Origin of the sequence: Blautia sp. 1033sp1_1033st1_G9_1033SCRN_220408 (assembly GCF_040929965.1) — a bacterium.
Lineage (GTDB): Bacteria > Bacillota > Clostridia > Lachnospirales > Lachnospiraceae > Blautia_A > Blautia_A ammoniilytica.
In genome coordinates this window covers 1-12786 of sequence record NZ_JBFKZO010000040.1, presented here as the reverse complement: position 1 = coordinate 12786, position 12786 = coordinate 1, and the positions used below count along the sequence as shown (strand labels likewise).

The window sequence follows — 12786 nt, the reverse complement described above, 5'->3', positions numbered from 1 at the left end:
TACTTGGCTCAGTAGAGCCATTGAGCAAGAAGCCCCCACTTCAAAATCTGAGATTTAAGTGGTGGGAGCATGTCACAGGGTTACTGTTGAGGTGCTTTGACGCTTATGTGTTTACATTATCTGAAAAATGGGATAATATAGAAATAAATAGTATAAATTACACTTCAGATTAAAAGGATTACGGAGAAAATATGCAAAAGGTAACAGCTTACATGACGGTTTATTTAAGCATTAAAAAGCTGATCAAGGAAGGCGCCTACAAACCGGGGATGCTTCTTCCTACAGAACGTGACCTGGAGAAAATTTATGCTGTGAGCAGGATCACTGTGCGGCGAGCTATCGCCATGCTTTCGGATGAAGGTTATGTAAAAGTGGTCCAAGGTAAAGGCACGGAAGTACGGGACATCTCAACAACTCAGCAGCTGAATACAGTCACTTCTATTACGGAAACATTAAAAAGAAAAGGATATAATATCACAGTAGAAGGGGTAAATATCCAACTGGTGCAACCACCGGAGATTGTGCGGGAGAAGCTGAAACTGGAACCTGAGGTAACGGTTTATCTGATCCAGAGGATTTTATATGCTGATGATAAGCCCATTGCTCTTATGAATAATTACCTTGTGAAGGACCAGATCCCTGGTTTTGAACAATATGCAGGCAAATTTGTAGGCTTATATAATTTCCTGGAAAACACATATGGGGTGGTGGTGACAGAAGCAGATGAAACATTTTCAGCGGTGAATGCGGACTATCTGGAGGCCCAGGTGCTTCATTTGAAACAGGGGGCAGCCCTGCTGCGAAGCCGAAGGATTGGATATACTGAGAAAGGTCCTTTCGAATATGTTGATAATAAGCTGGTTGGCGATCGGTACGAATTCAGCGTCCATATGACTGGTCGGATCAGATAAAAGAACAGCTGGGGCGATCATTCGTCCCAGCCTTCATAAAATCGGATATTTACAGAGATGTTGCGGACGATCTCTCCTTCTTTAAGGTCAAGATCGCTTTCGTCTGAGATAGGGGGCATTGCAGGTTCATCTTCTGCAAGCTCCAGTGTGATCCAGTCATAAGCTGCCGCATTGGCACTTTCTATGGCTTCATCCAGGGTATCTCCGTCTCCGTAGCAGCTTTCCAGGTCCGGAAAGTAGCCGTGGTATGTGCCGTTTTCTGTCTTTTTAAAAACCGCAGGATAAATAAATTTCATAACAGCCTCCAATAAAAAAGATGATTGCAGGAGTGCGAAGCACAAAGCAATACTAAGCTTTATTATAGGTAATTTCCTGTGGAAAGACAATAGGTGATTTGTGAAATTACTAAATGAGTGATTTGCGAAATTACTAAATAGGTGATTTACAGAATTGCTAAATGTGATTTGCAAACTTGCGAAAGAAGGTATAATAGAAGGTATACATATGGAATTTCAGCATGAACTGATCATCCCAAATGAAGGGGTGCCTTTTAAACTATTTATATTTGAAGGAATGAATGGGAATTATGCAAGGGAAAAGCACTGGCATACCTCTGTGGAGATTTTTGCTGTGCAGGAAGGGCATCTTTCCCTTTTTTTAAATGATCAGGAGTATCCATTGGAGGCCGGTGAGCTGATCATTATCAATTCCAATGAGGTTCATTCAGTGCAGGCTCCACACAAGAACCGGACCATTGTGCTGCAGATCCCTTTGAAGCAGTTCCAGGATTATTTTACTGCCCAAAGGTTTATCCGGTTTAAAAGTGCTGCCCGTATGAGTGGGCACCAGGATGAGAAGATCCCGGACAACCGGAAGCTGGCCTTTTTTGTGGAAGAGCTTTACAATGTGTATCATCAGGAAGGAGACGGATACGAGTTCCGGACTATGGCATTGTATTACAATATTCTGTTTCTTATGATCCGTGATTATCGTGAATCAGAAGCTGCCAGACAGGAAATCCACGCCAGCCGCAGGCTTGATGCACTGTCAAAGATCACTTCTTATATGAGGGAGCATTACAGGGAAGATTTAAAGCTTTCAGAAATGGCAGCCCTTTTTGGCTATTCGGAGGCTTATTTGTCACGAATGTTCAAAAAATATGCAAAAGTCAATTTTAAGTCATATCTTCAGGATATCCGAATGGCATATGCATACAGAGAACTGATGAATACTGACCATACAATCAGTCAGATTGCACTGGATAACGGCTTTGCCAGCAACAGATCATTTGCCAAGGAATTCCAAAAAAGATACCAGATCCTGCCCAGTGCAGTGGAAAGAGAAAAAAGGTCAAAAAAGTGACATGGAATAGACAATAAAAAAGACGAAAAGCATACCTGTTTATGGTATGCTTTTTTTATCGATAAACAAAAAACTTATGGCAAGGAGGTAAAGAGGTGAAGATTCAAAATGTAACAGATGACTCTTTCCGCAAATATGGAAAGGTTCTGGAGGGGTATGATTTTACAGCACTGATCAGGGAGATGAAGCATACACCTGTACCGGAAAATGTGATCTATGTAGCTTCCGTAGAAGAACTGGAAAGCCTGGATGTGGCCAGAGAACTGCAGAACAAAGGCTATGGCGGACTTCCTATTGAGATCGGATACTGCAATGGACATAACAGGAAACTGAATGCAGTGGAATACCATCGCAATTCAGAAATCAATGTGGCTGTAACAGATCTGGTGCTGCTGATCGGACATCAGCAGGATATTGCACCGGATTTTACATATGACACAGCGAATATTGAGGCATATCTGGTACCGGCAGGCACTGGCATTGAGGTTTATGCTACTACACTTCATTACGCACCATGTCATGTAAATGATACAGGCTTTCAGTGCGTGGTAGTTCTTCCAAGAGGGACAAATACAGATCTGACTTTCCAGACAGAGACCGATGGGGAAGACAGACTTCAGACTGCTAAGAATAAATGGCTGATCGCACATGAAGATGCAAAGATCCAGGGTGCATTTAACGGATTAAAAGGTAAAAACATTTCATTGGATGAGGAATAAGGAGGATAATATCATGATGAATAATATGCCACAGATCAAGATTGGAATTGTTGCAGTAAGCAGAGATTGTTTTCCAGAGTCTCTTTCTGTTACAAGAAGAGAAGCACTGGTGAAAGCTTACACAGAGAAATATGATGCTTCTGAAATTTATGAATGTCCTGTCTGTATTGTAGAAAGTGAGATCCACATGGTACAGGCACTGGAGGATATTAAAGCAGCTGGCTGTAATGCACTGGCTGTTTATCTTGGTAACTTCGGGCCTGAGATTTCTGAGACCCTGCTTGCAAAGCATTTTGATGGACCAAAGATGTTCCTGGCAGCTGCAGAAGAGTCCGGAGATGACCTGGTACAGGGCCGTGGAGACGCATACTGCGGTATGTTAAATGCAAGCTATAATCTTAAGCTTCGCAATATTAAAGCTTATATTCCAGAATATCCGGTTGGAAATGCAGAAGAATGTGCAGATATGATCCATGATTTTGTGCCTGTTGCAAAGGCAGTATATGCACTGAGCAATCTTAAGATTATCAGCTTTGGACCTCGTCCATTGAATTTCCTTGCATGTAATGCACCAATCCAGCAGCTGTACAACTTAGGGGTTGAAATTGAGGAGAACTCAGAGCTTGACCTTTTTGAAGCATTCAACAAACATGCAGGAGACGAAAGGATCCCGGCACTGGCAGAAGAGATGGCAGCAGAGCTTGGAGCAGGTAATAAAAAGCCGGAGATCCTGCCAAAGCTTGCACAGTATGAGCTGACCTTAAAGGACTGGGTAGAGGAGCATAAAGGTTATCGTAAATTTGTTGCCATTGCAGGCAAATGCTGGCCTGCATTCCAGACACAGTTTGGATTTGTTCCATGCTATGTAAATGGTCGTCTTGCAGCACAGGGTATCCCGGTATCCTGCGAGGTTGATATTTACGGTGCATTAAGCGAGTTCATCGGCACAGTGATCAGTAATGATACAGTAACACTTCTTGACATCAACAACACCGTACCAAATGATATGTACGAAAGCGATATCAAGGGCAAATTTAATTATACGCAGAAGGATACCTTTATGGGATTCCATTGTGGAAATACAGCAGCTGGCAAGCTGTCTTCCTGCACAATGAAGTATCAGATGATCATGGCAAGAAGCCTGCCTGAGGAAGTAACACAGGGTACACTGGAGGGTGATCTGGTGCCAGGAGATATTACTTTCTATCGTCTGCAGAGCACTTCTGACAACAAGCTTCGTGCTTATATTGCACATGGTGAGATCCTGCCGGTTGCAACACGTTCCTTTGGATCTATTGGTATTTTTGCAATTCCGGAGATGGGACGTTTCTACCGCCACGTATTGATCGAGAAGAACTTCCCGCATCATGGTGCAGTTGCATTTGGACATTACGGAAAAGCATTGTTTGAAGTATTTAAGTATATCGGAGTTCCGGTAGATGAGATCGGTTATAATCAGCCGGCAGGCGTAAGATATCCGACGGAGAATCCATGGGGGTAATTGAGTATGTACTATATCGGTATTGACCTGGGCACTTCCGCCGTAAAGCTTCTTCTCATGGAAGAGTCCGGAAAGATCTGTAATATCGTATCAAAAGAATATCCATTATATTTCCCACATCCAGGCTGGTCAGAGCAGAATCCTTCTGACTGGTTTGAGAAAAGCATGGAGGGGATGAAAGAGCTGACCGCCGGGATCGACAGATCCCAGGTGGCAGGCATTGGTTTTGGAGGCCAGATGCATGGGCTGGTAACTCTGGACAAAGAGGATCAGGTGATCCGTCCTGCAATTTTGTGGAATGATGGACGCACAGGAGAAGAGACTGATTACTTGAATCAGGTGATCGGTAAGGATAAACTGTCCGCATATACTGCAAATATTGCTTTTGCAGGATTTACAGCACCAAAGATCCTGTGGATGAAGAAAAATGAGCCTGACAATTTTGCAAAGATCGTAAAGATCATGCTTCCAAAGGATTATTTGGCTTACCGTCTGTCTGGTTCCTTCTGTACGGATGTATCTGACGCATCCGGTATGCTTCTTCTGGATGTAAAGAACAGATGCTGGTCTGAGGAAATGATCCAGATTTGCGGAATCACAAGGGAACAGCTTCCAAAACTGTATGAAAGCTGGGAGGTTGTAGGTACCCTTAGGCCGGAACTGGCAGCTGAGCTTGGTTTTTCACCAGAGGTGAAGATCGTGGCAGGAGCCGGAGATAATGCGGCCGCGGCTGTGGGTACAGGCACTGTAGGAGATGGCCAGTGCAATATTTCACTTGGTACTTCCGGAACTATTTTTATTTCCAGCAAAGAATTCGGAGTAGATCAGAATAATGCACTTCATTCTTTCTGCCATGCAGATGGCAGCTACCATCTGATGGGATGTATGCTTAGTGCAGCTTCTTGCAATAAATGGTGGTCAGAAGAGATCCTTGGAACAAAGGACTATAGTGCGGAGCAGGCACCGATCAAAGAATTAGGTGAGAATCATGTGTATTTTCTGCCGTATTTGATGGGAGAACGTTCTCCTCATAACAATCCGGATGCAAGAGGCGTATTCTTTGGCATGACTATGGATACCACACGGGCTGATATGACTCAGGCCGTACTGGAAGGCGTTGCATTTGGCCTTCGGGATTCCCTGGAAGTGGCAAGAAGCCTGGGAATCCAGATAGAACGTACAAAGATCTGCGGTGGTGGCGCAAAGAGCCCACTTTGGAAAAAAATGATTGCTAATATTATGAATCTTAAGGTGGATGTATTGGAAGTGGAAGAAGGTCCATCATTGGGCGGCACCATGCTTGCAGCAGTTGGCTGCGGCGCCTACCCGGATGTGGAAACCATTGGAAAGAAGCTTACAAAGATTGTGGATACTGTGGAACCGGAACCGGCTCTTGTGGAAAAATATGAAGCAAGATACCAGAAATTCCGTGAATTGTATCCAACGATGAAGCCTTTATTTACTATAAAAGTCCCGGACTGTAGCCATGAATGAGCCATGGCTGCATGGGTGAATTCATATTAAGACAAATTTTTCAAGAACTTTACCAACACCGTCTTCCTCGTTGGAAGAGGTAATGTACCGGGCCCGGGTTTTTACCTGGGCCTGTGCATTTTCCATGGCAACGCCAAGACCAGCATATTCGATCATAGGTAGGTCATTCAGGCCATCGCCGACAGCAATCATCTCTTCCTGACGGATATTAAAAAGCTGTCCCAGCCGTTCCATAGCCTTGGCTTTGGATACCTGACTGTTGAAAAACTCCAGATAAGTGGTCTGGGAAGTACAGAAAGTTACCTGGGAAAAAGCATCTCCAGGGAGTTCTTCCTGTATTTTTTTGATTTTTTCTTCTGTATCGATCCACAGGATCTTAGTAACGCCCTGGCGGATCAGGGCATCTTCGTCTTCCATAAGGACAGGCTCCACACCAGTGTTTTTCTTATAGGCATGGATCTGATTATTCAAAACATTCCCATAAAGCCGGTTGCCGGACCAGATACACATGGTGGTATTATAATTCCGGCCGAATTCTAATATCTTATGTATATCTTCTGGTAAAAGTTCCTGTTTGTACAGGATCTCCTTGGTGTCAGAGCGGATGATCATGGCACCATTATAGGTGATCAAAGGAGCCTGAAGACCAAGGAACTGACTGTATCTTTCTACACCCTGGATGGGACGTCCGGTGCACAGGGTAAATAGAAATCCCTGTGCAACAGCTTTCCTGATCGCCTGAGCAGTTCTGGGAGAAATCTCCTTGGAATCATTTAAAAGAGTTCCGTCCATGTCCACTGCCATCATTTTGTATTCCATTATTTTTTACCTAACCTTCCCATGATCCATACACAAAGCATGATCAACAGGATAGCTACGAAAATACCAGCCATTCCTTTGCCCATGATTTCCAGGGCTGCCATTATATTCTCTGTATTCATTGAGATTCCCTCCTACATCTATACATTATCATACATTATAATTATGAATCTTTAAAGCAAGCTTGTTACCAGATTGATCACAAGTCCTCCTGCAATAACAGAAGCGATCTGGCCGGATACATTGGCTCCGGCTGCGTGCATCAGGATAACATTGCTTGGGTCTTCTTCAAGTGCCATTTTCTGGATCACGCGGGAAGACATGGGGAATGCAGAGATTCCGGCTGCGCCAACCATAGGATTGATCTTTTTCTTAAGGAACAGGTTCATAAATTTGGCAAGAAATACACCGCCAATAGAGTCCATTACAAAGGCAAAAAGTCCGATCAGCATAACCATTAAAGTGCCTTTTGTGACAAAGTATTCTGCACGCATGCTGAAGGAAATAGAAATGCCAAGCAATAATGTGATCAGGTTGGCAAGGGTATTCTGAGCGGTATCGGACATGGTGCCAAGTACGCCGCACTCACGGATCAGATTACCAAACATCAGAAATCCTACAAGAGCCACAGATTGTGGTGCTACCAGACCTACAATCATAGTAACAACAATAGGGAATGCAATACGCATTTTCTTGGAAACAGAAGCCGGATTGTATTCCATATGGATCTGGCGTTCTTTTTTGGTGGTAACAAGCCGTATAGCAAAAGGCTGGATAATGGGAACCAGCGCCATATAGGAATAGGCGGCTACTGCTATGGCACCTATATATTTTGAGTGCAGGACCTGGGATACCAGGATGGAAGTAGGACCGTCAGCGGCACCGATGATACCGATGGAAGCTGCATCCTTCAGGTCAAAACCAAGAACGGTTGCCAGCAGGATTGCTGCAAAGATCCCGAACTGTGCACCGGCACCAAATAAAAACATCTGTGGGGTGGAAAGCAGTGGACCAAAATCAATCATTGCTCCGATACCGATAAACAACAGGATTGGCATAGCCTCGGAAGCATTGATCCCTACATTGTACAGCCATTCGATCACGCCATTTGCCTGAATGCCTCCCTGAAGGGTCTGATCAAGTACACCTGTAAAGGGAAGATTAACCAGAATGGCACCAAATCCCATTGGTAAAAGCAGGGATGGTTCATAACCTTTTTCGATTGCCAGATAGATCAGCAGGATACCTACTGCGTACATAACCACCTGCTGCCAGGTGAGAGCCTGGACTCCTTCAATTAAAAAACTCATGATTTTCCTCCTGAAAAATGGATTTTGAGAGAGCGAAGTGAGGACAAGCATGTCTCATTTATGACTGCTGCCCGTGATTTCATAGTAAATAAAAAAGACTTTTATTACAGTATTTGCTGAATGAACAATAAACATACTGTAATAAAAGTCTTGCTATTTCAACTTTAGGCGGGTCACTGTACTGGTGGCCGTTCTGACGCCTGAAAATCCACTGGATGAAACACTGATAAAGGTCCAAGCCTGTGGCAGCTACTCCCTCTTATTGGAAGTATTATATCTATAAGAGGGAGTATTGTCAAGGTTGAATTTCTATTAGAAAAGACCTGTGATCTTTCCAGTTTCGTCTACGTCGATCTTCTCAGCAGCCGGTACCTTGGGAAGTCCTGGCATGGTCATGATCTCACCGGTAAGTGCTACGATGAAGCCGGCACCTGCAGAAATCTTCAGGTTACGTACTGTTACCTCAAAGTCTGTAGGAGCGCCAAGCTTGGTCTGGTCATCTGTCAGGCTGTACTGTGTCTTAGCTACACAGATCGGGCAGTTGCCAAAGCCAAGAGCCTCTAACTGTTTTGCCTGTTTCTGGGCATTTGCTGTAAGAACAACTCTCTTACCACCATAGATCTTCTGAACGATCTGGTTCAGCTTGTCTTCAATGGAGCCTTCCAGCTCATAGGAATATGTGAAGTCGTTTGGCTCATCACACAGACGTACTACTTCCTCAGCCAGCTTCAGACCGCCTTCGCCGCCTTTTGCCCATACTTCGGAAAGTGCTACGTTTACGCCAAGCTCTTTACATTTTGTTTCTACAAGATCAAGTTCTGCCTTGGTATCTGTTGGGAATGCGTTGATAGCTACTACGCATGGCAGTTTGTATACGTTGCGGATATTGCTTACATGCTTCAGAAGGTTTGGAAGACCTTTCTCAAGAGCTTCCAGGTTCTCATTGTTCAGGTCAGCCTTTGGAACGCCGCCATTATATTTCAGTGCACGTACAGTAGCTACGATCACTACTGCGTTTGGCTTCAGACCTGCCATACGGCATTTGATGTCCAGGAATTTCTCTGCACCAAGGTCAGCACCAAAACCAGCCTCTGTGATGGTGTAATCAGCCAGCTTTAAGGCCATTTTTGTAGCAGTTACAGAGTTGCATCCGTGAGCGATGTTTGCAAATGGTCCGCCATGTACGATGGCCGGTACATGCTCCAGTGTCTGTACAAGGTTTGGCTTCAGGGCATCTTTAAGAAGTGCGGTCATAGCGCCCTCTGCATGAAGGTCACCAGCTGTTACCGGCTTCTGCTCTGATGGTTTGCCATATGTATATCCGATGATGATCCTGGAAAGACGTTCTTTCAGGTCTTTGATGTCACTTGCAAGGCAAAGAACAGCCATGATCTCAGATGCAACCGTGATGTCGTATCCGTCTTCACGAGGCATACCGTTTGTTCTTCCACCAAGGCCGTCTACTACATTACGAAGCTGACGGTCATTCATATCTACACATCTTCTCCAGGTGATCTTACGTGGGTCAATGTTCAGTGCATTTCCCTGGAAAATATGGTTGTCGATCATTGCTGCCAGCAGGTTATTCGCTGCACCGATGGCATGGAAATCACCTGTAAAGTGAAGGTTGATATCCTCCATAGGAACAACCTGTGCATATCCGCCGCCTGCTGCACCGCCTTTAACACCGAATACCGGTCCAAGGGATGGCTCACGGAGAGCTACCATAACACTTTTGCCCATTTTCTGCATTGCATCAGCCAGACCAACGGTAGTTGTTGTCTTACCTTCACCAGCCGGTGTAGGGTTGATAGCAGTCACAAGAATCAGCTTTCCATTTTCTTTGTCAGATTCTTTTAAAAGATTGTAATCGATTTTTGCTTTGTACTTTCCGTACTGCTCCAGGTATTTGTCATCAATCCCTGCTTTTTCTGCGATCTCAGTGATCGGCTTCATTTCGCATTCCTGTGCGATCTCAATGTCAGTTTTGAATCCCATAAATTTCTCCTCCTGATTTTGAATAAATATTGATAGCCTTCCGGGAATATTCTGCCTTTACTCTCCGGGAACATTGCTGCCGGACCACAGGATGGGTACAATGCCATCATCCTGTTAAAAAAGGGCAGTATCTGATGAGATCAAATACTGCCCAGACGGTCGGCTGTGTCCAACTTCTGAAATCCCTGTGGTCAATTCCACGAATCCGTCAGTATTCAGAAGCTTTTCAACTGATGAAATCACTTTAGCATAAGTGGATGAGATTGTCAAGTATTTATCAATGTTAATTGATAGAAAAATAACAGTTAAATTTGTGCAAAATTCATAAAATGATAAAAAGATTATAGAAATTTTAGAAAAAGTATATAGGATATCCTTGTCCTTTATGATAAAATGAAGCCATAATGTTAGGAAATGCCCCAATTACGATATGGAACGAGAGGTTGGATACAGCATGGATCGAAGAGGATTTTTAGACATTTTGGAGAGTCAGCTGACCGGGCAAATGCATGAAGGGAAGATTGCTGCACATTTAAGGTATTATGAGGATTATATACAGTCCCAGGTGATGAAGGGAAGATCAGAGCAGGATGTGCTGAACGAACTTGGAGATCCCAGGCTGATCGCCAGGACTCTTCTGGATACAGATACGGATAATGGCAATATATCCTATGAGGAGTATTCTACAGAAGATTCTGGCTTTTCCGGGGATAGCTATAGCGAAGACAAGAGACAGGTTCACAGTTTTCAGGATAAGCCCTGGTATGAGAAGCTGATCTCTCTTGTGATCTTTGTGGGGATTTTAAGTGTGCTGATTCGAATGATCGGGCGTATTATGCCGTCTCTTGTTATGATAGCATTAGGGGTGTATGTGATATCTTTTTTATTTCGACGGAGATGATAGGTATTTCCAAATAAGAGGTATGCGGACAGATTAAGAAAGGGAAAAGGGAGGATTTTATAATGAGTATTGCAGAGAACAGGCAGGCAATCCTGGAGGGCAGGACTGCTCTTGGGATTGAGCTTGGGTCTACCAGGATCAAGGCTGTGCTGATCAATGAACAGAATGAGCCGATAGCATCCGGAGGACATGAATGGGAGAATCGTTATGAACATGGAGTATGGACCTACAGTCTTGAGGATGTATGGAGCGGACTTCAGGGGTGCTATCAGAGCCTTCTTATGGACATTAAAGAGAAGTATGGTGCAGAGACAGAGCTTACCAGAACAGGTGCTATAGGTATCAGTGCCATGATGCATGGTTATATGCCTTTTGATAAAGAGGGGAATCTGCTGGTTCCTTTCCGTACCTGGCGCAATAATATTACCGGGGAAGCCAGCGAGAAGCTTTCAGAGCTTTTTCATTATAACGTTCCCCAGAGATGGAGCATTGCTCATTTATACCAGGCCATTCTGAAAGGCGAGCCTCATGTAAAGGATATTGATTATATTACTACTCTTGAGGCTTACGTGCACTGGAAGCTTACCGGGCAAAGAGTGCTTGGGATCGGGGATGTGGCAGGTATGTTCCCGGTAGACTGTGAGACAAAGGATTATAATGAGACCATGATCCAGCAGTTTGATCAGATGGTCCAGCCATATGGATTTGGCTGGAAGCTTCGGGATATTATGCCTAGATGTCTGGTGGCAGGACAGGAAGCTGGCTGTCTGACAGAAGAGGGTGCAAGACTTTTGGATGTGAGCGGCAGATTGCAGGCCGGGATTCCTATGTGTCCGCCGGAAGGGGATGCAGGCACTGGCATGGTTGCCACTAACAGCGTTGCTATGCGCACAGGAAATGTTTCAGCAGGTACTTCTGTATTTGCATCTATTGTACTGGAGAAGGAATTATCTGCCCCTTATAAGGAGATTGATATGGTTGCTACACCATCCGGTCATCCGGTGGCTATGGCACATTCTAATAACTGCACCACAGATCTGAATGCATGGGTGGGCATTTTCAAAGAGTTTGCCCAGGCTATGGGGATGGAAGTAGATATGAACCAGCTTTATGGCACCTTATACAGAAAGGCTCTGGAGGGAGACAAAGACGGCGGTGGACTTCTGTCTTACTGTTACTATTCCGGTGAACATATGACCGGATTTGAAGAAGGACGGCCTTTGTTTGTAAGATCTCCGGAGAGCCATTTTACCCTGGCGAATTTTATGCGCACCAATCTTTACACCTGCCTGGGAGCTATGCGTGTAGGGCTGGATATCCTCTTCAAGAAGGAGGATGTGAAGGTGAGTCGTCTTTTGGGTCATGGCGGGCTGTTCAAGACCAAGGGCGTAGGCCAGCAGATCCTGGCAGATGCTGTAGGAGCACCGGTTTCTGTTATGGATACAGCAGGAGAGGGAGGAGCCTGGGGAATTGCAGTTCTGGCATCTTACCTGATCCATAAGAAAGAGCGTGAAACACTGGAGGACTTCCTGGACCAGAAGGTATTTGCAGGGAATATGGGCACCACCCTTGCTCCGGACCCGGAAGGTATAGAGGGATATAATCGTTTCATGGAGCGGTATCTGAAGGGCATTCCGGTGGAGCGGGCTGCTGTGGATTCCGATATCTGGACGGAGTAGAAGTAACTGATTTATCATAATATATAGCAAGAATTCTCCTTCCTCTACAGGTGGGAGATGAATTGCATAAAAGCAAAAAGAACACTTGTTCT

The 12786-nt window shown here is 44.6% G+C and carries 12 protein-coding genes and 1 riboswitch; of the genes, 7 read left to right on the top strand and 5 right to left on the bottom strand.

Going from position 1 to position 12786, the window contains the following annotated elements; translation table 11 throughout:
- The first annotated feature begins 212 nt into the window (after window positions 1-212).
- A complete protein-coding gene (locus AB5916_RS17030) occupies window positions 213-911 on the top strand; it encodes a GntR family transcriptional regulator (RefSeq protein ID WP_368192035.1) in 699 nt (232 codons plus the stop codon).
- Window positions 912-928: 17 nt separating this feature from the next.
- On the opposite strand, the gene AB5916_RS17025 is transcribed toward AB5916_RS17030, so the two are convergent.
- Window positions 929-1207, bottom strand: a complete 279-nt coding sequence (locus AB5916_RS17025) for a type II toxin-antitoxin system HicB family antitoxin (RefSeq protein WP_158422500.1) — start codon at window positions 1205-1207, stop codon at window positions 929-931.
- Window positions 1208-1415: 208 nt separating this feature from the next.
- Between AB5916_RS17025 and AB5916_RS17020 the strand changes: the two genes are divergently transcribed.
- The 4 genes from AB5916_RS17020 (at window position 1416) to xylB (ending at window position 5987) form a co-directional block, all read left to right on the top strand.
- Window positions 1416-2273, top strand: a complete 858-nt coding sequence (locus tag AB5916_RS17020; RefSeq protein WP_158422499.1) for an AraC family transcriptional regulator — start codon at window positions 1416-1418, stop codon at window positions 2271-2273.
- 95 nt (window positions 2274-2368) lie between these two features.
- Window positions 2369-2992: a DUF4867 family protein gene (locus AB5916_RS17015; protein ID WP_158422498.1), complete on the top strand. Its 624-nt coding sequence runs from the start codon at window positions 2369-2371 to the stop codon at window positions 2990-2992.
- Between the two features lie 16 nt (window positions 2993-3008).
- Complete coding sequence (locus AB5916_RS17010) at window positions 3009-4493, top strand: L-fucose/L-arabinose isomerase family protein (RefSeq protein ID WP_173727616.1); 1485 nt, start codon at window positions 3009-3011, stop codon at window positions 4491-4493.
- A gap of 6 nt (window positions 4494-4499) precedes the next feature.
- The gene (xylB, locus tag AB5916_RS17005) at window positions 4500-5987 is read left to right on the top strand and encodes a xylulokinase (RefSeq protein WP_368192032.1); all 1488 of its coding nucleotides are present in this window, start codon (window positions 4500-4502) and stop codon (window positions 5985-5987) included.
- 21 nt (window positions 5988-6008) lie between these two features.
- Here the strand turns inward: xylB and AB5916_RS17000 are convergent, their stop codons facing one another.
- The 4 genes from AB5916_RS17000 to AB5916_RS16985 all read right to left on the bottom strand — a co-directional run bounded on the left by AB5916_RS17000 (window position 6009) and on the right by AB5916_RS16985 (window position 10114).
- Window positions 6009-6806 carry a Cof-type HAD-IIB family hydrolase gene (locus AB5916_RS17000; RefSeq protein WP_368192031.1) on the bottom strand — a complete coding sequence of 266 codons (798 nt, stop codon included), beginning with the start codon at window positions 6804-6806 and terminating at the stop codon, window positions 6009-6011.
- On the bottom strand, window positions 6806-6928 hold the full coding sequence (locus AB5916_RS16995; protein ID WP_262583129.1) for a hypothetical protein: 123 nt from the start codon (window positions 6926-6928) through the stop codon (window positions 6806-6808). The genes AB5916_RS17000 and AB5916_RS16995 overlap by 1 nt, the downstream gene beginning before the upstream one ends.
- Window positions 6929-6979: 51 nt before the next feature.
- On the bottom strand, window positions 6980-8116 hold the full coding sequence (locus AB5916_RS16990; protein WP_368192029.1) for a sodium ion-translocating decarboxylase subunit beta: 1137 nt from the start codon (window positions 8114-8116) through the stop codon (window positions 6980-6982).
- A 312-nt stretch (window positions 8117-8428) separates the two neighbouring features.
- On the bottom strand, window positions 8429-10114 hold the full coding sequence (locus AB5916_RS16985) for a formate--tetrahydrofolate ligase (protein WP_368192027.1): 1686 nt from the start codon (window positions 10112-10114) through the stop codon (window positions 8429-8431).
- 142 nt (window positions 10115-10256) lie between these two features.
- Window positions 10257-10340: riboswitch (ZMP/ZTP riboswitch) on the bottom strand.
- A gap of 228 nt (window positions 10341-10568) precedes the next feature.
- Between AB5916_RS16985 and AB5916_RS16980 the strand changes: the two genes are divergently transcribed.
- Window positions 10569-11015, top strand: coding sequence for a DUF1700 domain-containing protein (locus AB5916_RS16980; protein WP_262583127.1), 447 nt, complete (start codon window positions 10569-10571; stop codon window positions 11013-11015).
- 62 nt (window positions 11016-11077) lie between these two features.
- Window positions 11078-12694, top strand: coding sequence for a xylulokinase (locus AB5916_RS16975; protein ID WP_368192025.1), 1617 nt, complete (start codon window positions 11078-11080; stop codon window positions 12692-12694).
- Window positions 12695-12786: the final 92 nt, after the last annotated feature.

Coding starts and splice junctions, on each gene's coding strand:
- AB5916_RS17020 (WP_158422499.1), top strand. CDS start 1,416: ATGGAATTTCAGCATGAACTGATCATCCCAAATGAAGGGGTGCCTTTT.
- AB5916_RS16990 (WP_368192029.1), bottom strand. CDS start 8,116: ATGAGTTTTTTAATTGAAGGAGTCCAGGCTCTCACCTGGCAGCAGGTG.
- AB5916_RS16985 (WP_368192027.1), bottom strand. CDS start 10,114: ATGGGATTCAAAACTGACATTGAGATCGCACAGGAATGCGAAATGAAG.
- AB5916_RS17025 (WP_158422500.1), bottom strand. CDS start 1,207: ATGAAATTTATTTATCCTGCGGTTTTTAAAAAGACAGAAAACGGCACA.
- xylB (WP_368192032.1), top strand. CDS start 4,500: ATGTACTATATCGGTATTGACCTGGGCACTTCCGCCGTAAAGCTTCTT.
- AB5916_RS17030 (WP_368192035.1), top strand. CDS start 213: ATGACGGTTTATTTAAGCATTAAAAAGCTGATCAAGGAAGGCGCCTAC.
- AB5916_RS16975 (WP_368192025.1), top strand. CDS start 11,078: ATGAGTATTGCAGAGAACAGGCAGGCAATCCTGGAGGGCAGGACTGCT.
- AB5916_RS16995 (WP_262583129.1), bottom strand. CDS start 6,928: ATGAATACAGAGAATATAATGGCAGCCCTGGAAATCATGGGCAAAGGA.
- AB5916_RS16980 (WP_262583127.1), top strand. CDS start 10,569: ATGGATCGAAGAGGATTTTTAGACATTTTGGAGAGTCAGCTGACCGGG.
- AB5916_RS17000 (WP_368192031.1), bottom strand. CDS start 6,806: ATGGAATACAAAATGATGGCAGTGGACATGGACGGAACTCTTTTAAAT.
- AB5916_RS17010 (WP_173727616.1), top strand. CDS start 3,009: ATGAATAATATGCCACAGATCAAGATTGGAATTGTTGCAGTAAGCAGA.